A 22,799-nucleotide genomic window follows, 5' to 3' on the forward strand; every position below is an offset into this window, starting at 1 on the left:
TTGTGGGTAGCACTGGCAGTGCTACCCACCTTCGGGAATGCTCGTGAATACTCTCAGGTATGAACCAACCAGCAGCCATGGGCGACTTCTTGCGCAAACGACGGGCCGCGCTGACCCCGGAAGACGTTGGGCTGATGGACTACGGCACCCGGCGGGTGCCCGGGCTGCGACGTGAGGAAGTGGCCATGCTGGCTGGGGTGAGCGTGACTTACTACGCCAGGCTGGAGCAAGGCCAGCACGTCAACGCTTCCGACGCCGTCATCGACTCCCTCGTCCGGGCGCTGGCCCTAACGGAGGTTGAAAGGAAACATCTCTCGGACCTCTCTGGCGGCAAGAACCGCAGAGCCGGGACTTCCCGGAGCCGTCCCGACAACGTCCGGCCAGGGACAAAACGCCTCATCGACTACATGGGGGCGGTTCCGGCGGTGGTGCTGGGCAGACACACCGAGGTCCTCGCCTGGAACCAGGCCGGCCACCGGCTGGTCGCTTCCCACCTGGATTTCCATGCCCCGGACACGCCCTCGCAGCGGCCGAACATGACACGCATGCTCTTCCTCGACGAGGCCACCCGCTCTCTTTACCCGCATTGGCGTTCCGAGGCCAGCCGCGCTGTTGCGTCACTGCGCCTGCTCTCCGGGCGGTTCTCCGACGACACCGGGCTGGCCGCCCTCGTTGGTGAACTGATTTTAAGAAGCCCCGAGTTCGGCACAATGTGGGCAGAACACCCCGTCGAGAATTGCATGTCAGGAATCAAAGCACTGAACCACCCCCAGATCGGGTCCCTGGATCTCGGGTTCGAGGTCCTGACCATGCCCGATGACTCCGGTCATCGCATAATCACGTCACGTACACGGCAGCACCCGACAGCGAGGCCGCCGTCGCCCTCGCCCGCTTGCAGCGGCCGGCGCTGACCCTCGCAGGGGAAGGGCAAGGCTTGAGCAGGCAGTATGAGCGAGCCCGTGAACCGCTAGTCCAGCCGACTTATGGCACTCTGTGCAGACGAATTCCAGAAATGGCATCCGCCTATCAGCCGGGCGTGCGGACTAAAGGGTCTCGGGAATCGCGCGCCCCGGGAAAAGCGTCGAGTACTGTTTCCGGTACATCCTGCGCCCGATGAGGCGGTAGGCGAGGCGGACCGGGGCGGGGATCTCCTTGAACAGTTCCTTCCTGTCTGCGGGCGGGTTGGTGGCCAGCACCATCCCGAGGTAGGCGACCATGAACTTCTTGTCGAACTTCTTGATCCCGTGCTGCCCTACCGCGTTCATTTCCTCCTCGGTCATCACCCTGTCCACGGCGGGCATGATCTCGGTGACCTCGCGGCGCAGGTGAACATGGAGGACGGCGGACAGGTCCTCGTAAAGTGCAGCCAGTTCGCGGCCGGTCTCTGCATCGGCCGTCTCCATCCAGCGCAGGCGCACGGGCTCGATGTGCTCCAGCCGCTGTGTGACCGCTTTGTGCTGCGCGAGCATCTGCCCTACATGCAAGGCGCATGCCGGAGCCCGTTCCTCCAGTTGCGGATACATGAGCAGGTCCTCGCCCTCGTGGTGGATATGGAGGACCTTGTCGAAGTTGCCCAGTACTTCGCCCACGTAGGCGGCGCGGGCGGTATCTCCGGGCGCGACCGAACGCACCAGCCCGGGTGCCTCGCCATACGCCCACAGGAAGAAGCGGTGAATCCGCCGCATGCCCGCGGTCCCGGTGCACAGTACGGGCCCGGGCGGCAGTGGAGCTGCGGTCTCGCCGGGCTGCATGGTGAAGAAGTCGGTCACTTGGATTGCCCCTAACTGTTGTCAGTCCGAGACCACAGCCTCTCCCCGGGAGCATGGTATCGCCCGCACCTCTTGCCGAACAATGGCCTCGGATTTCCGCCGGTCAGGTCCCTGACCAACGCCGCAGGGTGCTGTTGATCAGTCCGATCAGCACGGCTGTCCACCAGCATGCCTGGGAGATGGTCAGTGCGGTCAGCAGCCGTGCCCTGAGCCTGCGGCCGAGCCCACCGAACCGGGTTTCAGCAGGCAGCGCCATCAGTTGGTGCATCGCCGGGGCAATGCTCAATCCATTGAGCATCAGGACCAGCACGCAGCCGAGCTTGACGGCCGTGACGGGGTTGGCCAGGTCTGGATCGATGAGCGCTCCGGAGGCCAGGAGCAGGGCGAGGCCGCCCCAGATCAGGGGCTTCGCTGCGGCTTCGAGTTTGCCCGACTCATGCATCTGGACCTTGCCCAACAGCCAGAGCAGACCCAGCCAATCCACCCCCAGGATGGTGCCGAAAGAGAGGACGAGGGCGAGGATGTGGACAGCAAGGCCGACGCGGTGAAGTTCCGGTCCGCAGTCCACGTTGTGACCTATCAGAACCGAGGCCAGCCAGCCGGCGGTGCAGAGCAGGCCAAGCAGGAAGAGCCGGGTCCCAGTGGTCCTGCCGGCCACTTGCCGGTCCGGTCCGGGGGGCGGTTCGGCCTTCGTCAGGGCAGGGGCCGTCACCCTGCTGGCCTTTCGTGCCTGGCCGCGGCTGGCGATGCCCCGGCGGTGACGGCGGCAGCAGAAGGCTGGAGCCTGACGGTGTTGCGGCGGAAACGGCGGTGGCCGGGCGCGCGGCGGTGCGCGGGCGGCGTCGATGGAGTCATGGTGTTCCTAGAGGGAATTAGGTTTGCCTAACTCCGGAACAGTACAGCCTGTCTCAGTAATTAGGAAAAGATTTCATGACGTATTTCTTCCCGGTGTCCCGTTCTGCGCCTGACCCGGCCCGGCGCCGTCGTCCGTTACCGCGGTCGTCTGTTGGCGAAGTCCGGCGAAGACGGGTCCGCCCGCCGAAAAGGTATCTTTGGGGAGGGGGGACCGTACCGGTATGTCCTACACCGGTGTTCGGTTGAGCGCGGCGAGGCCGAGCAGCAGCATCGCCGGTGTCCGCGTCGACGGCAGTGCCGCCGTCACCATGACTTAGGAGCGTGACTGGTGAGCAACGCCAGTGAATGGGCCGTCAGGCTCAAGGCATTCCACGAAAAGCAGCTGGACCGGCCCCGCCGTGTCTACCGGCTCGGCCGCACCAAGATCCTCCTGACACGTGGCCATATAGCGTGCACGCTGGGCGCAGCCTTCGGGGCAGTGTCCGTGGATTCTCCCGACTGGCTGTTCTGGGTCGCAGCCGTTGGCGGGTTTGTGGGCGGAAAGTACTTCTACCCGATTCCCCGGAGCAGCGTGGCGAGCCCGTATGGATTCAGGGAGCTGGCGAGGAAATCTCCCGCTGACCTGGACCGCATGTCGCCGGCGGAGATCCAGGCCTACCAGTTCAACGCCCAGTTCGTTCAGAAGGGGGTCACCCCTTTGGAGGTGGGGAGTGAAGACGCTCTTGCCCGCCAGCGTGAGGCAGTCAGGGCGGTGTCCATGGCCACACGCGTGGACGCGGCGTTGCTGGCCCACCTTTCCCTGGCGGATGTGAAGGAATACGGCAGGACCGCTGACCGCCACGATCTGCTGAACCGGCGGTGGCTGACCTACGAGGTGGACCCGCAGCTGCAGTTCGATTACCCCGCGATGTCCGACACTTCCCTTCCGGCAACCGCGGCGATGATCAGGGCCAGGCATGCCGCCAACCACGCGAGGACCACCGGTAATCCGGGTGAATACAAGCTCGCGGTGGACAGGTTTTCCCAGGCCCTGGAAGCGGCAGAAGCGGCGGCCGGAGTTCCGTATGGCAACCAGAGCTGCTGTGTGGAGTCTGAACTGCCCGCTCAGCCTGGGGGTGTTCCCAGGTATTTCCGTGCAGTTGCGACCTTCATATACATCCTCAAGTTGCCTCCGCCGGTTGAAAGAAATCCGTGACGGGCATACCAGTCCACCAAGCCGGGATTGTCGGCGTCGACCCCGATTATCTGGCCGCCGCCGAGCTCCGAAGCCCCCACGATCGTCTCGAGCGCCACACGTAGAAGCTGCCACCCCCACTGGTTGATCTTGTCGCCGCGCAGGGAAACGTCCAGCGCCAGCTTGGCCAATAGCCATCCAGGCGCGTTGCGCAGTACTTTCCGCTGGAGCGGCTTCGGCATACCGTCCCGGACCACGAGCGCGGGGCAGATGGCAAAGTATCCTACGACCCGTTCCGCTTCGTCGGGCCGGTGTTCGACCAACAGGTAAACCATGCTGGCGCCGGCCACTACGGCCTGACCTGCATAGTCTGTCAGCCACTGGTTGTAGGCTGCTTCACCACAGTCAAAGGCCCCCAGATCGTACCCGGGGGCCAGCTTCACAACGCGAACAGTCTGCTCACTCATCGAGCAATACGACGCGGCAGCTTGGACAGTGCGGCCAGTTCTGCGGACTCGTCCGGTATGTCGAGGGAGGCCATCATGGCGTCGAAGATCTCCGGTGCCATGAGCGTGACGTCCGACCGGGATATAACTTTTTGGGCAGCCTGCCGCGCGGCTTCAGCGACGAATGCCGACTTTGTCACATGAAGCAACTCCGCGGCTTCGGTAATCAATTCATCGGTGATTTCGTCCGTGCGCAGCTCTAACCGCCGTGTCTTGGCGCTTGTCATGGGATGTCAGCCTCCTTCGGACAGTGTACGGCACTTGTACGGTAGGAGGTAGGAGTCTTTATTCGTCCGGTCGACCCGCCAGGCGCCCCAGAGCCTCCACAGCCGCCGAATCCGCGGAGCCCATATCCGTGGACAGCCAGCGGCTGATAAGCCCGGCGTCACCACTGGATCGCACAGCGGCTCCCAGCGCCAGGTCCAGCCGGTCACGGAGGAGCTGCACCGCCATGGTCCCGGAGCGGCTGAGCAGGGGAGCGCCGTAGGCGTCGAGCGCCTCGGCCACCCTGCCCTCACGGAGGAGCCGCAGCACGCGCCCGGCATCGGAACACCCGGCGAGCCCCGCTACAAGGCGGTAAGGATTTGACGCCACGGCATCGCCCAGCAGGGACCGCACCCTGAACATCTCCGTTCGGATGGAGGCGGCGATGCCCGCATCGCCGTGAAGCTCATACGCCAATTCTTCCGCTGACCAACCCTGCGTCCGCGAATCCAGCAGCGCCAGGATCTCCGCACGCCGCGGCGTCAGCGGCACACGGCTGCCGTCACGGAAAACCGCAGCCGGCCGGTCGCCGAGCAGTTCGAGCGACGCAACAGCCGCCGTCGGTCGCGCAACGGCCCGCTCTACTGGCCGCCCCCGAACGGACCCCGAGGCACCCGCTGGCCTCCCGCCGTCGGGCGTTGCCAGCAGCATCTCCGCCATGCTGACAGCACACCGCACCATGCGCAGCGTGTCCGCGGTGAGGGACTCCAGCGGGCCCGAGACATCCAGCACGCCCAGCAACTTGCCCGTCAACGGATCCCTGATGGGCGCCGCGGTGCAGGCCCACTCGTGGTGGGTGCGGACCAGGTGCTCGGCGGAAAACAGCTGCACCGGCTGGCCGGTCACCAGGACCTCGCTGATGGCATTGGTGCCGATCCCGGCCTCCGACCAGTCCGCACCTTCGGAGAACTCAAGCTGGTCCGCGCGCCCCAACACCCGGGGGCTGCCCACCCTCCACAGGATCTCCCCGCCGGCGTCCGTCAGCACCAGCAGGTGCCGTCCATCGCCGGATTCATCGGCCAGCAGCTCCCTGAGCGCCGGCATGACCAGCTGCAGCCGGTGTTCCCGCCGCAGCTCCAGCACCTCGGAGACCTCATGCAGGTGGCGGGGACTGTGCTGGTCGGGGCTGATGCCCAGCGCCATCGACCGGCGCCACGAATCCGCCAGCGGCTCCGGAATCTCGGGACGGGGAACGCCGGAGATCACCAGTTCGTGGGCGCGGCGCAGCACCCGCGAATATTTCGCCGGGTCTGAAAACTTCAGGCCGTGGTCCATGGTTCCCTCCCACTGCCGATCGCCGTCGACCATGCAGTGCTGATGCAACGCTGCTGTAACCCCCACTGCGTTTCACTGGGGTGATGCAGCTCACGTCCGTCCAGCATATCGCAGGAGCCCGGACGGAATCGGGGCCGCCGGACCACCAGCTACACGGACCATCACACAAAGGAGTGGACATGACCGAAACACCCACTGCAGCCGCGCAGGCCTGGCTCAAGGGCCTGGATGACGCCCTTCAGCGGCGCGACGTGGACGCAGCCCTGGAACTCTTCGAGGACACCAGCTACTGGCGTGACTTCGTCGCCTTCACCTGGAACCTCAAAACGCTCGAAGGCAAGGCCGATATCCGGCGGATGCTCGAATCCACCCTTGACCGCGTGCAGCCCGCCAACTGGGCACTCGCCGAGGACGCCACCGGCGACGCCGACGCCGTGGAAGCCTGGATCACCTTCGAAACCGGCGCCGCCCGCGGCTACGGCCACCTCCGGCTGCGGCACGGCAAATGCTGGACCCTGCTCACCACCATGAAGGAGCTGAAGGGCTTCGAGGAGAAGAAGGGTCCGCGCCGCGAAAAGGGCGTTGCCCACGAAATCGTCAAGGGCCGCCGCTCCTGGCTGGAGCTCAAGGAAGAGCAGGAGGCGAGGCTCGGCTACGACGAGCAGCCCTACTGCGTGATTGTGGGCGGGGGGCAGGGCGGCATCGGCCTCGCGGCCCGGCTGCGGCGCATGGGCGTCCCCGCCATCGTCATCGAAAAGAACCAGAAGCCGGGGGACTCCTGGCGGAACCGCTACAAGTCCCTGCACCTGCACGATCCGGTCTGGTACGACCACCTGCCCTACCTGCAGTTCCCGGACGACTGGCCCGTCTTCGCCGCGAAGGACAAGATCGGCGACTGGCTGGAGCACTACACCCGGATCATGGAGCTGAACTACTGGTCGGGCACCGAGTGCGTGGGGGCGGCGTTCGACGACGGCACCCAGGAATGGGTGGTCAACGTGGTCCGCAACGGCGAACCTGTGACGCTGCGGCCCAAGCAGCTGGTGTTCGCCTTGGGCGTCTCGGGTTACCCCAACATCCCCGCGTTCGACGGCGCCGAGAGCTTCCTGGGGGAGCAGCGGCACTCCTCCCAGCACCCGGGCGGTGGAGACTGGGAGGGCAAGAAGGCTGTGGTGATCGGGTCCAACAACTCGGCGCACGATATCTGTGCGGACCTGTGGGAGCACGGCGCCGACGTCACCATGGTGCAGCGGTCCTCCACGCACATCGCCCGCAGCGAATCCCTGATGGACCTGGCGCTGGGCGGGCTCTACTCCGAGGAGGCCCTCGCCAACGGGGTAACCACCGAGAAGGCCGACCTGCTGTTCGCCTCGCTGCCGATGCGGATCCTGCCCGAAACGCAGGTGCCGGTGTACCAGGCGATGGCCGAACGCGACGCCGGGTTCTACTCCCAGCTGGAGGCCGCAGGGTTCGACCTGGACTTCGGCGTGGACGGTTCCGGGCTGTTCGTGAAGTACCTGCGTCGCGGCTCCGGTTATTACATCGATGTCGGCGCTTCCCAGCTGCTGATCGACGGGCGGGTGAAGCTCAAGGCCGGCCAGGTCTCCAAAATCACCGGGAACGCCGTGGTCATGGCCGACGGAACCGAGCTGGAGGCGGACCTCATTGTCTACGCCACCGGGTACGGGTCCATGAACGGCTGGCTGGCCGATCTGGTCTCTCCCGAAGTGGCGGACCAGGTGGGAAGATGCTGGGGTTACGGCTCGGAGACCCCGAAGGACCCGGGCCCCTGGGAAGGGGAACTGCGCAACATGTGGAAGCCCACCAACGTGCCCAACCTCTGGATCCATGGCGGAAACCTGCACCAAAGCCGGCACTACTCCTCCTACCTGGCCCTGCAGCTCAAGGCACGCATGGAAGGACTGGACACGCCCGTCTACGAACTGCAGCCCACCCACCACGCCCGCTGACCGGGGTGGTTGAGCCTGCCGAAGCCAGTCTTCGACAGGCTCAACCACCGGGAGGGACAGCATCAGCCGGAGCCCGCCGTCGCGGCACAGGACCCTTCTTCGCCGGCAACCAACCAACCAAAGGTCCCTACCGAACCTCCGGATCCGGTGCGAGGATGTTCGGGTGCGGCCCGGGCGCCCCGCAGGACCGGGCCCTTCGAGGATATTCACGTTCACAGAATGGAAGGATCATCATGAAGGCAGCACGTTTCCATGCCCGCAAGGACATCCGCATCGAAGACATTCCGGAGCCGGAGCTCCGGGCCGGGGCAGTGAAGATCGACGTCGCGTGGTGCGGCATCTGCGGCACCGACCTGCACGAGTACCTGGAAGGTCCCATCTTCTGTCCCGCCCCGGGACATCCGCACCCGCTCTCCCACGAGGAATCGCCGGTGACCCTGGGGCACGAATTCTCCGGGACGGTCTCGGAAATCGGCGAAGGCGTGGAGGGGCTGGAAGTGGGCGACAACGTCGTCGTCGAACCGTACTTTGTGGACGGCGACTGCGACATGTGCCAGGCCGGCAGCTACCACCTGTGCCGGCAGATGGGCTTCATCGGGCTGTCCGGCGGCGGGGGAGGCCTGAGCGAAAAGATCGTGGTGGATCAACGGTGGGTGCACCCGATCGGCAGCATCCCCCTGGATGAGGCGGCTTTGATCGAACCGCTGTCCGTGGCCCATCACGCGGTGGCCCGCAGCGGCGTGCAGGCGGGGGATACGGCGCTGGTGGGCGGGTCGGGTCCTATCGGGCTGCTGACCGCCGCGGTTCTCAAGGGCATGGGGGTGACCACAATCATCAGCGAACTCACCCAGACACGCAAGGAAAAAGCCACCTCCAGCGGCGTGGCCGACCACGTGCTCGACCCCAGCCAGGAGGACGTCCCGGCGCGGGTCCGGGAACTCACCGGGGGAGCCGGGGCCGACGTCGCGTTCGAATGCGCCGGCGTGAACGCCGTGCTGGACACCATGCTCGACGCCGTCCGGCCGGGTGCCGTGGTGGTCAACGTGTCCATCTGGGGTGCGCCGGCAACCATCGATATGCAGAAGCTGGTACTCAAGGAGATCGACCTCCGCGGCACCATCGCCTACGTCCGGGACCACCCCGCCGTCATCAGGATGGTGCAGGAGGGCAAAGTGGACCTCAAGCCGTTTATCACCGGCAGGATCGCCCTGGATGACCTCGTGGAGCAGGGCTTCGATACCCTCATCAACCACAAGGACACGGCCGTGAAGGTGCTGGTCCACCCGTAGGCGCAGCGGGCCGTACCTTGGCTCGCCGGCCTGCGAGCCAAGGTACTGGAAACAGCCCGTGCGACAATGGCGCCATGACCCACGAGCAGCACCACTCCCTTGCGCCCGCCCCGCACCCCGCGTTCGAAGCCGCCCATCAGGCCGCCCGAAAGAGCCTGGCTGAAGGCGGCATCCCCATCGGAGCAGCGCTCGCCCGGGACGGCATGGTCATCGCCAGCGGGCACAACGAACGGGTCCAAAACGCCGATCCGATCGCGCACGGGGAAATGTCCGCGCTCCGCGCCGCCGGCCGGCAGAGGAGCTACCGGGACACCACGCTCTACACCACCCTCGCCCCGTGTGCCATGTGCGCCGGAACCATCATCCAGTTCAAGATCCCGCGCGTGGTGGTGGGGGAAGCACGCACGTTCGACGGCGAAGTGGAGCTCCTGCGCTCACGCGGGGTTGAGGTGGTGGTCCTGGATGATCAGCGTTGCGTGGATATGATGCGCACCTTCCAGTCCGACAACCCGGACCTGTGGGCTGAGGACATCGCCGAGTAGGCCCCGGGCGCCGCGGAAGGTTCTCGGACAGCAGCGCTACGTCGATCACGTTCCCCCGGGCCGGCCGGTGTGAAACGCAAACGGTCCTGCCCCGCACCTTTCGTGCGCGGCAGGACCGTTCCTGTTGGCGGGCCGGGTGCCTACCCGGCGGCGCCCACGTACGTAACTGCCGGCATCGCCGGGGTTTCCATGCCCTCGCCGATGAAGAAGCTCGGGTGCGGCGGCTGGTTGTACGCCACATTTTCGCGGGCCACTCCCGTCCGGTACATCGGATCGTGCATCAGCGTGCGGAGCCGGACCTCGGTGGGTGCCGTGGTGGTGTAGATCCGCAGTTCACTGCTGTCCGACGACGGGAAGGCCAGCTCCTCGCGCCAGTCGCCCAGCAGGTCCGCCTGCAGCGACGGGTTGCCCTTGGTGGTGTTGTTGGACCGGGCGCCGGTGGCGGTCAGCAGACGGTCGCTGGACTCGGTTTCCCAGTTCCATTTGGAAATGGTGGGCACGCCGCGGGACACGGCGGCGTCGTAATCGTGGTCCACGATCTCGCGCAGCAGGTCGCCGTCCCACCAGGCCAGGAAGTTGGCCGCCGGGATCTTCTCGGCGATCAGCTCGCCCTTGGCGGACATCAGCTGGCCCCGCGGTGAGTTCCAGGAGGCGTCACCGCCCACAGCCCAGCCTTCGGCCCCTGCGTAGCGGGGATCGATGTCGCCGGCAGCGCCGCGGCCCGTGTCCTTCACGGCCGGGATGCTCCACAGGATCTCGCCCGTGGCGGAATCCCGGAACGTGGCGCCGCGGTTGCCGCTCTGGCCCATGCTCTCGTGGACGGCGAAGGTCTCCAGGCCCGGGCGGGACGGATCCAGATCGCTGGTGTGGATGGCGTCGCCGTGGCCCAGCTTGGTGTTGTAGAGGGGCTTCCCGTCGTCGTCGATTGTCATGGACCCGAAGACAAACTCATCCTTGCCGTCCTGGTCCACGTCCGCCACGGACAGGTTGTGGTTGCCCTGGCCCTTGTATTCGGCGCCGGCCACGTCCGAGTCGAAGATCCAGCGCTTCACCAGTTTGCCGTTCACCAGGTCATAGGTGACCAGGACCGTACGGGTGTAGTAGCCGCGGCTGAACATCATGGACGGGTGTTCGCCATCGAGGTAGGCCACACCCGCCAGGAAACGGTCCACCCTGTTGCCGTAGCCGTCGCCCCAGGAAGAGACCGCGCCGCGGGCCGGCTCATAGGCCACGGTGTCCATGATGGTGCCGGTTTCGCCCTTGAACACGGTCAGGAGCTCGGGGCCCGAGAGCACGTACCCGGCGCTGGTCCGGTAGTCCGCTGCTGCGTTGCCGATCACGGTACCTGCCGCGTCCGTCGTCCCTTCTGCCGTCTTCAGGGAGAGCTCGGCTTTGCCGTCGCCGTCGAAGTCGTACGCCAGCAGCTGGGTGTAGTGGGCGCCTGCGCGGATGTTGCGGCCCAGGTCAATGCGCCACAGCTTGGTGCCGTCCATCTTGTAAGCGTCAACATAGACGTTGCCCGTGTAGCCGGACTGGGAGTTGTCCTTGGCGTTGGACGGGTTCCACAGCTGGATGATCTCGTACTTGCCGTCCCCGTCCAGGTCCGCCACGGTGGAGTCGTTGGCGGAGTAGGTGTAGGCCTGCCCCGCCGGCGTGACGCCGTCGGCCGGCTTGTCCAGCTTGATCGCCAGGTAGTTCTGCGCCAGCGGGGTGAACTCTTCCGTGAGCCGGTCCTGGCCGTTGCCGTTGCCGACGGCCTGGATGACGTACTTCGAGGTGGCCGTTCCGTCAGGGTCCACGTACATGGTGCTGTTCCGGATGGGGTCCACGGTGAGCTGGACGCCGTCGCGGATCACGTGGAAGCCGATGCTGTCCTTGTCCAGGCCGAGCATCCGCCAGCTGAGCGTCACGCCCTGATCGGTAAGGACTGCAACCGGGGCGCGGTCCAGCTTTTCGACCTGGCGCTTGAGGTCAGCGGTGCCGGAGTTCTGGGCGGCCGCGTTCCGGCCGGGTTCTGCCTGCGCCAGCGGGACGCCGGTGAAGGCAAGGGCCGCTGCCGTGAGGGCGGCCGCGGCTGCCAACGGCGCAGCCTTGAAGGGTTTGTAGTTAGGGGAACATTTCGCGGGATGGGTCAAGGAACATCTCCTTTGATGCAGGCGGCAGCTGAGTCTGCCGCTCGTGTTTTGTAACGTTTCATTCTTGCGGCGGCCGAGCGCCTGAAATTGAGAGGGTGCCGGGGCTGGAGCAAGAAAGCGCTTTCCGCCCCTAAGGTTTATCAGGATGTGACTGACCCGGTCAAGACCTTGACGATGCTTGATGTGAGAATTTGTTCCGTTGGTGTGAGGTCTCGCCCGGCAGGGTGTCCTCCGCTGCAGGTCCGGGAAAGTCAGTCGGCGGGCAGCACCGCTGCCACTTCAACCGCAGCCCCAGCGTCCAGGAACACCCGGTCAAAGCCCATCCGCTCCCGCGCCTCCTCGGCCAGCGGCCCCGCCAAAACGCGGCGAAACGCTGCGCAGCCGACGGCTGTGGAATCAAGCCGTGCAAGACGTTGACCGGTTGCGTCTGTGGGCGCATGCTTACGTTACGGACAATGATGTCCTACTCATTCGGGGGGGTGGGTGCTTGTGGATGAGACCGGACGTGCCCTTGTCAGCGCGGTGCTTCCACCGCTGATTACAGCAGTTCTCGCCGCACTCAGCCTGTGGTTTTCGGAGCTGCGCAAGGAACGTAATGCGGCCCAGCGCCGACGGCGAGTGATGGCGGAGGAAACCAAACACGTTACATATTTGAAGGCGTGGCTGGAGACCGAGCTCCTGGCCGGCGGTTCCAAGGGGGGAGAAGCCAGCAAAGTGCGGGCGGAAGTGCGCAAGCAGCTTGTTGCTTCGCATGCCCGGCTTTCGAGCGTTGAGATGAAGAAACCGGAAGCCCGTCCTCCCGTGATGTTGAGGGCACTAAAGACGGCGGCGCTTGTCCCGCTATCGCGTCCCGCTGCCCGAGTTGTCCGTGCGGTCTACTGGTTTGTTCTCGTCCTCGGGATTTGCGTTTGGTCCTACGTCACCACGACGGATTTCACGGATGTCCGCGCCACCAACGTTGGTCTTAGCGGCATGTTCTTTTTCTCCTTGATGGTGCTGCTGCAGTTCCTGACCGTCGCGGCAGTCTTGGCGCATTGGGCGCGGGCTCTTGAAAGCGGGCGGCCCCTGCGTGCTCCGGATATGTCAATCGGTGCTTTGTCCCCGAACGCGCCGCGTTCGGGTGCGGGAGCGCGTGAAGCCCGGCTTTCACACGACATCGCCCTAACCGCCCCGCAAAGGCGCCGAGTACCCACCGATCCAGGCCGAAGTGACCGATAGAGGTGTGAACCATGCAGCAGGGCTTCGATTACTCCAGAGTCACCGGCGCCACTTCAACCGCAACCCCGGCGTCCCGGAACTTCTGCACCTGGGCCGGGTCGGCGCCGTCGTCCGTCACTAAAGTCCAGGGGAGTGGGAGCCTGGCCCAGGCGTGGAAGGGCCGCAGCCCGAGCTTGGAGGAATCCGCCAAAACATAAACCGCATTCCCGCGCCGGGCCATGAGTTCCTTGAGCCGGGTCTGGGCGTGGTCGGCCTCGCAGATGCCGTCCTCGGCTGTGACGGCGTCGGCGCCGAGGAACACGCGGTCAAAGCTCATCCGCTCCAGGGCTACTTCGGCGAGTGGCCCCACGAAGCTCTGGCTCACGCTCCGCAGCCGGCCGCCCAGGCAGTCCACATCGATGCCATCGGACTCCGACAGTTCCTGCATGGTGTTGATGCCGGGCGTCGTCACGGACAGCTTTTCGAAGCCGCGCAGTTCGTGGGCCAGGGCACCTGCGGTTGAGCCGGCGTCGAGCAGGATGTTCTCTCCGGGCCGGATCACGGACGCCGCCCAGCGGGCAATTGCGTGCTTCTGCTCAAACGCCTCGCCGGTGCGCTGCCGCAGCGATGCCTCGGGGTGGGCGCCCATGGCCATGGCGCCGCCGTAGGTGCGGGCCAGCCGGCCCTGCCCGTTCAGCAGCGCCAGGTCGCGGCGGATGGTGGACGCGGTCACCCCGAACCGGGCCGAAAGTTCCTCCACGGAGGCCAGGCCGGTGGTGACGGCGAGGTGGTAGATCTCCTCGCGCCTGGCATTCGCGCTCAGCATTCCCGGTCTCCTTCCCGTGGGCGTGGTTACCATGCTAGTTCCGGCCCCCGGCAGGTGAGCGCAGCATTGCCCTCTACCTCTACACGGCCACGGCCGGGCGGGTTGCCATCTCCGCCGCCTGGTGCAGCGCCTCCACCATGCTGCGCGGGTCGGCGATGCCCTTGCCGGCAATGTCGAAGGCGGTGCCGTGGTCCACCGAGGTGCGGATCACGGGCAGGCCCACGGTGATGTTCACGCCGGCTTCAATGCCCAGCACCTTCACCGGGCCGTGCCCCTGGTCGTGGTACATGGCCACCACCAGGTCATAGTCACCCCGGCCGGCCAGGAAGAACAGCGTGTCCGCGGGCAACGGGCCCGTCACGTCTATGCCTGCCGCCTGCGCTGCCTTCACACCGGGTTCGATTTTCTCCGCTTCCTCGCCCTGGCCGAACAGCCCGCCCTCGCCGGCATGCGGGTTGATGGCGCACACCCCGATCTTCGGGTTCGGCACACCCGCCCGGACCAGCGCCTCGTGGCCGCGGCGGATGGTGCGCTCCACCAGGTCCGGGTTGATCTTGCGGACGGCGTCCATCAGCCCGATGTGCGTGGTCACATGGATGACCTTGATCTTGGGTGTGGAGAGCATCATGGACACTTCCTCCGTCCCCGTCAGCTGCGCCAGCAGCTCGGTGTGCCCGGGGAAGATGTGCCCGGCGGCATGCAGCGCCTCCTTGTTCAGCGGCGCCGTGCAGATAGCCTGCACCGTCCCGGCCATGGCCAGCTCGCTGGCCACCCGGATGTACTCGTACGCGGCGTGTCCGGCCACGGGGGAGAGCTGGCCCCACGGGAGGTCCTCGGGCAGCAGCGCCAGGTCAATTACGTTCACCCGGCCCGCGGTGAACGCCGCGTCCTCTACTGCGGCGATGCTCCGGATGTCCGCTTCGAGGCCCAGGATGTTTGCGGCCTGGCGGAGCCGCAGCGCGTCCCCGATCACCACCGGCCTGCACTCCGCGTTGATGGTAGCTTCCAGGACGGCTGCCACCACCACCTCCGGTCCAACACCGGCGCCGTCGCCCATAGTGACGGCTACGTACGGGAGTTCGGCGGGATCAACAGTGTTCATGGAAGGTCCTTTTCCGGGCAGGGACGGCTGGTGCGCCGTCGGCAGAGGGGAGTGCGGTGCGGGGCGACTCCCCGGCTGGGATGCTGGCGTGGGGTGGCCGGCGAGTGCGGCCAGGCTAGTGCGGAGGCTGCTGGGGTTGCCAAAACTGCCCGGGCGGGTGACCACGGGGATTCCGGCGGAAGTACGAGACAGGACAGAGCCATGCTCAATCTCGCCGAGCACCTGCAACTGCAGCACGCCCAGCGCATCCAGCACGGAGCGGGCGGTTTCCCCGCCCGTGAGCATCAACGGCCGGTCCTTCGCCAGCGGCCCCACCGACCGTGCCAGCGCCGCTGCGATACGGGACGACGACGTGGCGTCCACCGTGGACGCATCCACCGTCACCGCCGCCGGACCAGTGGTAAGGGCTTGCTGCAATGGTGCAAGCTTGGCGGTTCCCGCCAGAAGATCGGTGGGAGACAGAGTAATCAGCGGGATGCCATCAGCGGCAAGAACCTGCAGCTGCTCGCGTGCCGCGGCGGACGCCGAGCCGACAACCAGGAGGGGAAAACCTCCGATTGCGCGCCCGCCCAGTACGGAGCGTACGACGCCGGCACTTGGCCCGGGTGCCAAGCCTGCGGTCCGTGCCAGCGCCGCTCCCAGGGCTGACGCGCCGGCAAACCGGGCGCGGGGAACCGTAAGGCCCGCAGCGGCAATCGCGTCCAGGTCCTCCTGCGTCTCGGCGTCGCAGACCAGGACGGGGCAGGGGTAGCTCTGGCTCTCTTGTGAGAGTGCGGCAATGAGGGCTTCGTTCCCGCTGCGGACCGTTGCCAGGTCCACCAGAACGGTGCCCAAAGGCTCAAGGCCGGCGGCAATAGTGGCCGGCGGGGCCGAGGACTCGGCGTGCCACAGCGACGTTTTGTGCAGCGGCACACCCTGATGGTGCACCGTACCGTTCACCGTGCTGCGGCCCAGCGGCGGCAGCGCGGGCGCCAGGATCACGGGCCCCTCCGCGGCGAGGATTTCCAGCTGGGGCCGGACAGGGCCGCGGAGCAGGGAGTCAAGCTTCAGGAACACAATGGGGGAGCCCCCGGACGGCAGGGACTCAACCACAATCCGCAGCCGCTCCGCTGCAACGTTCGCCGGGAACCTGCGGTTGTCCGTGTCCAGCACCAAGGGTGCCGTGGCACCACCGCCCTCTCCCTTGCCCGGCCCTGCGCCGGGCTGATTGCCGGACCAGCCAACACCGTCCTTCAGAAGGTGCCGCACGGCGGGCCCAAGCTCCTCAATAAGGTGGGGCAGCAGGCACACCCGCGGGGCGCCGTCGTCGGCCATCCCTTGGCGGGGACCCCTGATTTGCGCACTCTGCGCAAAAGGTTCGATCAAGTTTTGCGAAAAACTCCGCAGCCCGGCGGCAGTCTCAGCCGCGCCCGAGAGATCATCAGCAATGGCGAGAATGCGCTGCATCGCTGCCTCCTATGGCACTGGCTGGAAGTGGTGCTGGACGCAGGCTCAACGGCCCTGCACAAAACACGCTATCTCTATTGCGCGCTTTGCGCAATCGTGGCATTGTGATCGGAGTAACACCAGTGGGGCACGTATCACCAGGATGCAACGCCCCCGGCCGGCAGGTGCCGGCCCTTACTTGGAGGTCAAAGATGACTCGTTCCGACAGCGTTGCCGGCGGCAGCGGATTCCTCGGCGAAGTGGCACAGCGTTCCCTCTCCCGGCGTTCACTGCTCCGGTGGGGCGCCCTGGCCGGAGCGGGCGCAGTCCTGGCCCCCGCCGTCACGGCCTGCGTTGGCCCCAGCGCCCCCTCCGGCGGCGGAGGAACGGGCACCACCACCCTCACCCTGGGCCTGAACCGCTCGCTGGTCAGCCTGGACAACAAGCTCAATCAGTTCGATGCTGCCGTTACTGTCCAGCGCGCCGTCCGCCAGGCGCTCACCGAAATCGGGGACGACCTCAAGCCGCGCAACGTCCTGGCCGAAAGCTTCGAGCTCACCAGCCCCAAGCAGTGGACGGTCAAGCTCCGCAACGACATCAAGTACTCGGACGGCACCAAGGTTGCCGTGGAGGACGTGGCCAGGGCGCTGGAGATGTACAGCCAGGTCAACGGCTCCTTCCTGGCCCCACAGTTCCCCGAATGGCCCAAGGTCAACAAGAAGGATGACCTGACCTTCACCCTGGACACCAAGGCCCCGCTGCCCGTGCTCAACACCCTGATGTCCAACATCCTCATCACCCCCGCTGCCGCAAACAAGCCCGAAGAGCTGCAGGAAGGCGTGGGCACCGGACCCTACAAGGTGGCCTCCGCTGACCGCGGCACCGGGACCTACAAGCTGGTCATCAACGAGAACTATTGGGGCGAGAAGCCCAGCGTCAGTGAAATCAACGTCCGGTTCATGTCCGAGGAATCCAGCCGTGTGGTGGCCCTGCGCTCCGGTGAAGTGGACGTCATTGACTCCATCACCCCGGATTCGGTGTCCCAGCTGAAGTCCGTTGAGGGGATCAAGATCGAGTCCGTCACCGGCACCCGCTACAACCAGCTGTTCTATAACTTCCGCAAGCCCGCGGACAGCCCGATGTCAGACCCCAAGGTCCGCGAAGCCCTCTCCTACGGCTTTGACCACCAAAGCGTGGTGGATGGCATCCTCGGCGGCACTGTCACCTCCGCCAAGGGCGTGGTCCCGCAGACCCTGGCCGGTTCGGTGGAAACGGGCGAGTACAAGTACGACCCCGCCAAGGCCAAGTCCATGCTGGCCGACCTCGGCGTCTCCAATCTCAAGCTCAAAGTCATCTGGGAAACCGGCGAGTTCGCCGGCGACGTCTCCATCATGGAAGCCCTCGTGGAAATGATGAAGAAGATCGGCGTGACGGCCGAGCTGCAGCAGTTCCAGCCCGGCGGCGATATCTCCACCTGGCGGCAGGGCAAGGCCGGCGACTGGGACATCCTGGGCAACGGCTACGGCAACCAGACCGGCCTTGCACTGACCAACCTGCAAGGCATGTACGCGGGCACCGCCGAGAAGGAAGCCACCCGCGACACCTACCACGGCTTCGTTTTCCCAGAGATCAGCAGCAAGATCATCGCCGCCACCTCCGAGACGGACAAGGCCAAGAGCACCGAACTGCTCACCCAGGTCCAGAAGGAGATCTGGGCCAAATGGCCCTGCATGTGGGCCTTCATCCCCAATGCCGTGCTGGCCCGACGCTCCCGCGTCGAAGGCATCAAGCTGCGTCCCACCAACTCGTACCAGATCTCCGCAGTCAAGGTGAACGGCTAGGCACATGCTTCCATACGTCGCCAAGCGGTTGGGGCAGAGCCTGCTCACGATCTTCCTGACCGTGTCCACAGTCTTTGTCCTGATCCGAATGGCACCGGGGGACCCGGCCTACGCCCTGGCCGGGCCGCTGGCATCCACGGCGGACCTCGAAAAAATCCGCACCTCCATGGGGCTCAACGAGCCCCTGCTGGCCCAGTACGGCATCTTCCTCAAGGAGTTGGGCGCCGGGAACATCGGCAAGTCCTACTCGTTCCAGGCACCGGCCCTGGAAGTTGTGCTGTCGCGGCTGCCTAACACCATCTTCCTGGCCGTCCTCGCCATCCTGCTGGCCATCGTGGTGGCCATCCCGCTGGGTGTCTGGATGGCCAAGCGCGCAGACACGAAGCGGGAGCTCGGCGTCAACGTCCTCACCATCGCCGGGCAGTCCATGCCGGACTTCTGGATCGGCATCATGCTGCTGACCCTGTTCGCCGTGGTGTTCCCCATCTTCCCGTCCTCCGGCTTCACCAGCTGGTCCGGGGTGGTCCTGCCCGTCACCACGGTGGCCATCCTGCAGATCGCGCTTGTCTCCCGAATGGTCCGCCGCGAGGTGGGGACCAACATGGCCGCGCCGTACCTTACCGTGGCCCGGGCCCGCGGCACCGGCGAGCAGAAGCTCACCTGGGCCTACGCGATGCGCAACTCCTCCATCCCCATCCTCACCGCGCTGGGCACCCGGTTCGCCGGCATGCTCAACGGCGTAGTGGTGGTGGAAGTGGTGTTCAACTGGCCAGGCCTCGGCTCGCTCGTGGTGCGGGCTCTGGAAACCCGCGACTACCCCCTGATCCAGGCCACCGTACTGGTGACGTCCGTGCTCGCAGTCGGCGTCCAGTTGCTGATCGATCTGTGTTACCCGCTGCTTGACCCCCGGGTCCGGCTCGGAAAGGTGTCCGTCGCATGAGTACCCTCAACGAAACCCAGCCCGCGGGGCAGGCTGTGAAACGGCCGACGGCCGTCACCAAACGGCTGCTCCGCCGCTCCTCCGCGGCCCGCAGGGAACGCTCGGCGAAGGTGAAGATGGTGCTGGGAGGTTTCCTGACCGCCGTCGTGGTCCTGCCGATCATTCTCGCGCAGGTGCTGCCGCTGCCCGATGTGGACGCGCAGGCCATCACCTCCCGTTTCCTGCCGCCGTTCAGCCCGGGCCACCTGTTCGGAACCGACCAGCTGGGCCGGGATATCCTTTCCCGGGTTCTGCACGGCGGCCAGGTGTCGCTGACCATCGGTGTGCTTGCCGTCGTGATTTCCGGCCTTGTGGGTGTGGTCCTGGGTGCCCTGGCCGGGTTCTTCGGCGGCTGGGTGGACGCCGTGGTTTCCCGCCTGATCGAGGCGCAACTCTCCCTCCCCCTGTTGATGATGCTGCTGCTGGTGGTGGCGCTGTTCGGCCCCTCCATCCCGGTGATCACCTTCGTGATCGCCATCGCCCAATGGCCCGAACCCGCCCGCCTCACCCGCTCGTTGGTTCTGGTGGAACGTGAAAAGCCGTACGTGCAGGCCGCCAAGGTGCTGGGGCTGCCGCAGATCACCACGCTGGTGAAGCACATCATCCCCAACGTCATCAGCCAGGTCATTGTGGTGGTCCTGCTGCTCCTGGCGACGGCCGTGCTGATGGAAAGCGCGCTGAGCTTCCTCGGCGCCGGCCCGCAGCGGCCCTTCGCCACTTGGGGCCGGATCATTTCCGACGGCCAGGACTTCATCACCACCTCCTGGTGGATCGTGACCCTGCCCGGTGCCGTGATCGCCACCCTGGTGGTGGGGGTCAACCTGCTGGCCGACGGCCTGCGGGACCGCGTACGCCGCCGGAAGGGAGCCACCTCATGACCGTGCTGGAGGTCAGGGACCTTTCCATCGAACTGATGACCACCGCCGGCGTGATCCGTGCCGTGGATGGCATCTCCTTCTCCATCGACGCCGGACAGACGGTCACCGTCATCGGTGAGTCCGGCTCCGGCAAAAGTACGACGGCGATGGGCCTCCTCCGGCTCCTGCCGGACGACCTCGCCGTCGTCTCCGGCCACGCCGTGCTCGACGGCGTGGACGTGGTGACCGAGCCCAGGAAGTTCGCGAAGCTCCGCGGCCGGTCCGTGGCGCTTATCCCGCAGGACGCCATGACGGCGCTGTCCCCGGTCCACACCATCGGCCGGCAGCTGGGCGAGGCCATCCTGCGGAAAGGCCCGGCCTCCAAAGCGGACTTGAGCGGCCGTTCCGTGGAACTCCTGGAACAGGTCCGCATCCCCGAAGCGGCTGTCCAACTGAAGAAGTACCCACACCAGCTTTCCGGCGGCATGTTGCAGCGTGTCCTGATCGCCATGGCGCTCGCCGTTGATCCCGTCCTGCTGGTGGCGGACGAACCCACCAGCGCGCTGGATGTCACCGTGCAGGCCGGCATTCTGGACCTCCTGATGGAACTGCAGGAACGCACGCACGTGGCCATCCTGATGATCACGCACGACCTGGGCGTGGCCCGGCTGGTCTCGGACCGGATCCACGTCATGAAGGACGGCAGGTTCGTGGAAAGCGGCGAAGTGGAGCAGATCGTGGAACACCCGCAGACCGAGTACACCAAAAAGCTGCTGGCCGCAGTGCCCAAGCTGGGCCACTGGGACGGCGAACCGCACGTGGAGCCGCTTGAATCCGGCCCGGCCGCACTGAACGGAGCACACCCGTGAGTTCATCCTGGAGCACCCAGCCCGCAACGGCCGGCGGGCAGGACCTGGTCCTTTCCGTCAAGAACCTCACCGTGGACTACGCTGTGCACCGAACCAGCTTCCGGGCCGTGGACGACGTCAGTTTCGACGTTCCGCGCGGCAGCACCGTAGCTATTGTGGGGGAGTCCGGCTGCGGCAAGTCCACCATCGCCAAGGCAATCGTCCGCCTGCTCACGCCCACGTCCGGGAAGATCCTGCTTAACGGCCAGGACATCGCCGGGATGCCCGCGCGGCAGCTGCGGCCGCTCCGGGCCAAGGTGCAGATGGTCTTCCAGGATCCCTACGGCTCGCTGGACCCGCACCTGACGGCCGAGGACATCGTAGCCGAGCCGCTTTCGCTGCGGGGCATCCGCTCCGGAAAGGAACGCCGCGCGGAGGCAGCCAAATTGATCGACCAGGTGGGCCTGCCCGCGTCAGCGCTGGGCCGGCGGCCTGCCGAATTCTCGGGCGGGCAGCGCCAGCGGATCGGCATCGCGCGAGCTTTGGCTTCGAAGCCGGAGCTGCTGGTCTGTGACGAGGCAACCAGCGCCCTCGACGTTTCCGTTCAGGCGCAGGTGCTGGAACTCCTCGCGGACATCCAGCGGGACCGCGGGCTGACTTACCTGATGATCAGCCATAACCTTGGGGTGGTGCGGGAAAGCAGCAGCCACGTGGTGGTTATGTCCAAGGGGAAGATCGTGGAACAGGGTCCCACCGAACAGGTCCTCACGAGGCCCCGGGACCCCTACACCCGGGCGCTGCGGGCCGCGGCGCTGGATCCGCTGACCATGACCGGCCGCAAACCCCGCGAGCTGGTTTCACGACTGAACAAGGTGGCACCCCAAGGTGAACCCGTACTGATGGAGGAAGCCAGCTGATGCAGGGAACCAACGTGGCAGGCCTGGAGCTTCCCATTTCGCAGCTAGCCCTAGGCACCATGACGTTCGGGGACACGACGTCGGAGGGGGTGGCCGCCGGCATGCTGGCGGCCGCGCTCGGCGCCGGCATCACTGTGGTGGATACAGCGAACGGGTACGCGGGCGGAGCCAGCGAGGAAATCCTGGCGAAGATCCTGCCCGCGCACCGCGACGCTGTCGTTCTGGCCTCCAAAGCCGGGATGCCGCACCCGGACGCGGGAGAGAACTCGCCGCTGTCCGCCGAGGGGCTCCGCCGTTCCGTGGAGGGAAGCCTCCGGCGGCTGGCCACGGACCGGCTGGACCTCTTCTACCTGCACCAGCCGGACCGGAACGCCCCGCTGGAAGAGACGCTTGCCGCCGTTGGCCAGTTGATCCGCGACGGCAAGATCCGCGCCTGGGGCGTGTCCAACTTCGCCGCCTGGCAGATTAGCGAGCTGAACATCGCAGCCGACGCCTCCGGGGTGCCCCGGCCGGTGGTGGCCCAACAGCTCTACAACCTGCTGGCCACGCGGATCGAGGACGAATATATGGAGTTCGCGCAGCACACCGGGTTGCTGACCATGGTCTACAACCCGCTGGGCGGCGGGCTGCTCACGGGCAAGCACTCGTTCGCGGAGTCCCCCGAGGCAGGCCGGTTCGGCACCTCGCGGTTGGCCGAGATGTACAGGCAGCGGTACTGGAACCCCCGGCTGTTCGACGCTGTCCGTCAGCTCGGGGACATTGCCGCGGGCGCGGGCCTGCCCCTGCCCGAGCTGTCCTTCCGCTGGCTGCTCAGCAAACCGGGCGTGAACTCCATCCTGCTGGGCGGCTCGAAACTGGATCAGCTGCAGGCCAATATCGCTGCTGCCGCGAAGGGGACCCTGCCCGAGGCCGTGGTGGCGGCCTGCGATGCGGTGGCCGCGGAAATCCATGGACCCATGCCGAAGTACAACCGCTAGCCTTCCTGCCTGACCGCGGCCTGCCTGCGAGTCTTGTCATCAACCCAACTG

Annotated in this window: 21 protein-coding genes; 12 read left to right on the forward strand and 9 right to left on the reverse strand. The window is 66.2% G+C overall.

Annotation, left to right across the window (positions count from 1 at the left end; genetic code table 11):
- Nucleotides 1-59: 59 nt before the first annotated feature.
- Entirely contained in the window at nucleotides 60-911 is an 852-nt protein-coding gene (locus ABIA70_RS07220; protein ID WP_354146910.1) for a helix-turn-helix transcriptional regulator, read from the forward strand.
- Nucleotides 912-1,043: 132 nt separating this feature from the next.
- Here ABIA70_RS07220 and ABIA70_RS07225 read toward each other — a convergent pair whose 3' ends face one another.
- The 3 genes from ABIA70_RS07225 to ABIA70_RS07235 all read right to left on the reverse strand — a co-directional run bounded on the left by ABIA70_RS07225 (nucleotide 1,044) and on the right by ABIA70_RS07235 (nucleotide 2,624).
- Nucleotides 1,044-1,769 (reverse strand): hemerythrin domain-containing protein, encoded by a 726-nt coding sequence (locus tag ABIA70_RS07225; protein ID WP_354146911.1) that lies wholly within the window; start codon nucleotides 1,767-1,769, stop codon nucleotides 1,044-1,046.
- Nucleotides 1,770-1,872: 103 nt separating this feature from the next.
- Nucleotides 1,873-2,481 carry a hypothetical protein gene (locus ABIA70_RS07230; RefSeq protein ID WP_354146912.1) on the reverse strand — a complete coding sequence of 203 codons (609 nt, stop codon included), beginning with the start codon at nucleotides 2,479-2,481 and terminating at the stop codon, nucleotides 1,873-1,875.
- Complete coding sequence (locus ABIA70_RS07235; protein ID WP_354146913.1) at nucleotides 2,478-2,624, reverse strand: hypothetical protein; 147 nt, start codon at nucleotides 2,622-2,624, stop codon at nucleotides 2,478-2,480. The genes ABIA70_RS07230 and ABIA70_RS07235 overlap by 4 nt, the downstream gene beginning before the upstream one ends.
- Before the next feature lie 328 nt (nucleotides 2,625-2,952).
- Between ABIA70_RS07235 and ABIA70_RS07240 the strand changes: the two genes are divergently transcribed.
- Nucleotides 2,953-3,819 carry a hypothetical protein gene (locus tag ABIA70_RS07240; protein ID WP_354146914.1) on the forward strand — a complete coding sequence of 289 codons (867 nt, stop codon included), beginning with the start codon at nucleotides 2,953-2,955 and terminating at the stop codon, nucleotides 3,817-3,819.
- On the opposite strand, the gene ABIA70_RS07245 is transcribed toward ABIA70_RS07240, so the two are convergent.
- Genes ABIA70_RS07245 through ABIA70_RS07255 form a run of 3 tightly spaced genes read right to left on the reverse strand, consistent with a single transcriptional unit; the run spans nucleotide 3,729 to nucleotide 5,876 of the window.
- On the reverse strand, nucleotides 3,729-4,265 hold the full coding sequence (locus ABIA70_RS07245; protein ID WP_354146915.1) for a GNAT family N-acetyltransferase: 537 nt from the start codon (nucleotides 4,263-4,265) through the stop codon (nucleotides 3,729-3,731). The two genes, ABIA70_RS07240 and ABIA70_RS07245, sit on opposite strands and share 91 nt — an antisense overlap.
- Nucleotides 4,262-4,531, reverse strand: a complete 270-nt coding sequence (locus ABIA70_RS07250; protein WP_354146916.1) for a type II toxin-antitoxin system TacA family antitoxin — start codon at nucleotides 4,529-4,531, stop codon at nucleotides 4,262-4,264. The genes ABIA70_RS07245 and ABIA70_RS07250 overlap by 4 nt, the downstream gene beginning before the upstream one ends.
- A 58-nt stretch (nucleotides 4,532-4,589) precedes the next feature.
- Complete coding sequence (locus ABIA70_RS07255; protein WP_354146917.1) at nucleotides 4,590-5,876, reverse strand: GAF domain-containing protein; 1,287 nt, start codon at nucleotides 5,874-5,876, stop codon at nucleotides 4,590-4,592.
- Nucleotides 5,877-6,022: 146 nt separating this feature from the next.
- On the opposite strand from ABIA70_RS07255, the gene ABIA70_RS07260 reads away from it, so the two are divergent.
- The 3 genes from ABIA70_RS07260 (at nucleotide 6,023) to ABIA70_RS07270 (ending at nucleotide 9,644) form a co-directional block, all read left to right on the forward strand.
- Complete coding sequence (locus ABIA70_RS07260; protein WP_354146918.1) at nucleotides 6,023-7,813, forward strand: NAD(P)/FAD-dependent oxidoreductase; 1,791 nt, start codon at nucleotides 6,023-6,025, stop codon at nucleotides 7,811-7,813.
- Between the two features lie 233 nt (nucleotides 7,814-8,046).
- Nucleotides 8,047-9,102 (forward strand): 2,3-butanediol dehydrogenase, encoded by a 1,056-nt coding sequence (locus tag ABIA70_RS07265; protein WP_354146919.1) that lies wholly within the window; start codon nucleotides 8,047-8,049, stop codon nucleotides 9,100-9,102.
- 74 nt (nucleotides 9,103-9,176) lie between these two features.
- Nucleotides 9,177-9,644, forward strand: a complete 468-nt coding sequence (locus ABIA70_RS07270; protein ID WP_354146920.1) for a nucleoside deaminase — start codon at nucleotides 9,177-9,179, stop codon at nucleotides 9,642-9,644.
- A gap of 140 nt (nucleotides 9,645-9,784) precedes the next feature.
- Here ABIA70_RS07270 and ABIA70_RS07275 read toward each other — a convergent pair whose 3' ends face one another.
- Entirely contained in the window at nucleotides 9,785-11,779 is a 1,995-nt protein-coding gene (locus ABIA70_RS07275; protein WP_354146921.1) for a rhamnogalacturonan lyase, read from the reverse strand.
- A 489-nt stretch (nucleotides 11,780-12,268) separates the two neighbouring features.
- Here ABIA70_RS07275 and ABIA70_RS07280 point away from each other — a divergent pair, with 489 nt between their 5' ends.
- A complete protein-coding gene (locus tag ABIA70_RS07280) occupies nucleotides 12,269-12,997 on the forward strand; it encodes a hypothetical protein (protein WP_354146922.1) in 729 nt (242 codons plus the stop codon).
- A gap of 28 nt (nucleotides 12,998-13,025) precedes the next feature.
- Here ABIA70_RS07280 and ABIA70_RS07285 read toward each other — a convergent pair whose 3' ends face one another.
- Nucleotides 13,026-13,802 carry a DeoR/GlpR family DNA-binding transcription regulator gene (locus ABIA70_RS07285; RefSeq protein WP_354146923.1) on the reverse strand — a complete coding sequence of 259 codons (777 nt, stop codon included), beginning with the start codon at nucleotides 13,800-13,802 and terminating at the stop codon, nucleotides 13,026-13,028.
- 79 nt (nucleotides 13,803-13,881) lie between these two features.
- Nucleotides 13,882-16,350, reverse strand: coding sequence for a 4-hydroxythreonine-4-phosphate dehydrogenase PdxA (gene pdxA / locus ABIA70_RS07290; protein ID WP_354146924.1), 2,469 nt, complete (start codon nucleotides 16,348-16,350; stop codon nucleotides 13,882-13,884).
- A gap of 191 nt (nucleotides 16,351-16,541) precedes the next feature.
- Between pdxA and ABIA70_RS07295 the strand changes: the two genes are divergently transcribed.
- The 6 genes from ABIA70_RS07295 to ABIA70_RS07320 are packed head-to-tail and all read left to right on the forward strand — an operon-like array spanning nucleotide 16,542 to nucleotide 22,748.
- A complete protein-coding gene (locus ABIA70_RS07295) occupies nucleotides 16,542-18,170 on the forward strand; it encodes an ABC transporter substrate-binding protein (RefSeq protein ID WP_354146925.1) in 1,629 nt (542 codons plus the stop codon).
- 4 nt (nucleotides 18,171-18,174) lie between these two features.
- Nucleotides 18,175-19,110, forward strand: a complete 936-nt coding sequence (locus ABIA70_RS07300) for an ABC transporter permease (RefSeq protein WP_354146926.1) — start codon at nucleotides 18,175-18,177, stop codon at nucleotides 19,108-19,110.
- Nucleotides 19,107-20,027: an ABC transporter permease gene (locus tag ABIA70_RS07305; protein WP_354146927.1), complete on the forward strand. Its 921-nt coding sequence runs from the start codon at nucleotides 19,107-19,109 to the stop codon at nucleotides 20,025-20,027. The genes ABIA70_RS07300 and ABIA70_RS07305 overlap by 4 nt, the downstream gene beginning before the upstream one ends.
- A complete protein-coding gene (locus tag ABIA70_RS07310; RefSeq protein WP_354146928.1) occupies nucleotides 20,024-20,875 on the forward strand; it encodes an ABC transporter ATP-binding protein in 852 nt (283 codons plus the stop codon). The genes ABIA70_RS07305 and ABIA70_RS07310 overlap by 4 nt, the downstream gene beginning before the upstream one ends.
- Nucleotides 20,872-21,771, forward strand: coding sequence for an ATP-binding cassette domain-containing protein (locus ABIA70_RS07315; RefSeq protein ID WP_354146929.1), 900 nt, complete (start codon nucleotides 20,872-20,874; stop codon nucleotides 21,769-21,771). The genes ABIA70_RS07310 and ABIA70_RS07315 overlap by 4 nt, the downstream gene beginning before the upstream one ends.
- Nucleotides 21,771-22,748, forward strand: a complete 978-nt coding sequence (locus ABIA70_RS07320) for an aldo/keto reductase (RefSeq protein ID WP_354146930.1) — start codon at nucleotides 21,771-21,773, stop codon at nucleotides 22,746-22,748. Before ABIA70_RS07315 ends, ABIA70_RS07320 begins: the two co-directional genes overlap by 1 nt.
- The last annotated feature ends 51 nt before the right edge of the window (nucleotides 22,749-22,799 follow it).

The organism is Arthrobacter sp. 754 (assembly GCF_040548695.1).
In the GTDB taxonomy this organism is placed as follows: Bacteria; Actinomycetota; Actinomycetes; order Actinomycetales; family Micrococcaceae; genus Arthrobacter.

Coding starts and splice junctions, on each gene's coding strand:
- ABIA70_RS07220 (WP_354146910.1), top strand. CDS start 60: ATGAACCAACCAGCAGCCATGGGCGACTTCTTGCGCAAACGACGGGCC.
- ABIA70_RS07235 (WP_354146913.1), bottom strand. CDS start 2,624: ATGACTCCATCGACGCCGCCCGCGCACCGCCGCGCGCCCGGCCACCGC.
- ABIA70_RS07245 (WP_354146915.1), bottom strand. CDS start 4,265: ATGAGTGAGCAGACTGTTCGCGTTGTGAAGCTGGCCCCCGGGTACGAT.
- ABIA70_RS07250 (WP_354146916.1), bottom strand. CDS start 4,531: ATGACAAGCGCCAAGACACGGCGGTTAGAGCTGCGCACGGACGAAATC.
- ABIA70_RS07255 (WP_354146917.1), bottom strand. CDS start 5,876: ATGGTCGACGGCGATCGGCAGTGGGAGGGAACCATGGACCACGGCCTG.
- ABIA70_RS07260 (WP_354146918.1), top strand. CDS start 6,023: ATGACCGAAACACCCACTGCAGCCGCGCAGGCCTGGCTCAAGGGCCTG.
- ABIA70_RS07265 (WP_354146919.1), top strand. CDS start 8,047: ATGAAGGCAGCACGTTTCCATGCCCGCAAGGACATCCGCATCGAAGAC.
- ABIA70_RS07270 (WP_354146920.1), top strand. CDS start 9,177: ATGACCCACGAGCAGCACCACTCCCTTGCGCCCGCCCCGCACCCCGCG.
- ABIA70_RS07285 (WP_354146923.1), bottom strand. CDS start 13,802: ATGCTGAGCGCGAATGCCAGGCGCGAGGAGATCTACCACCTCGCCGTC.
- pdxA (WP_354146924.1), bottom strand. CDS start 16,350: ATGCAGCGCATTCTCGCCATTGCTGATGATCTCTCGGGCGCGGCTGAG.
- ABIA70_RS07295 (WP_354146925.1), top strand. CDS start 16,542: ATGACTCGTTCCGACAGCGTTGCCGGCGGCAGCGGATTCCTCGGCGAA.
- ABIA70_RS07300 (WP_354146926.1), top strand. CDS start 18,175: ATGCTTCCATACGTCGCCAAGCGGTTGGGGCAGAGCCTGCTCACGATC.
- ABIA70_RS07305 (WP_354146927.1), top strand. CDS start 19,107: ATGAGTACCCTCAACGAAACCCAGCCCGCGGGGCAGGCTGTGAAACGG.
- ABIA70_RS07310 (WP_354146928.1), top strand. CDS start 20,024: ATGACCGTGCTGGAGGTCAGGGACCTTTCCATCGAACTGATGACCACC.
- ABIA70_RS07320 (WP_354146930.1), top strand. CDS start 21,771: ATGCAGGGAACCAACGTGGCAGGCCTGGAGCTTCCCATTTCGCAGCTA.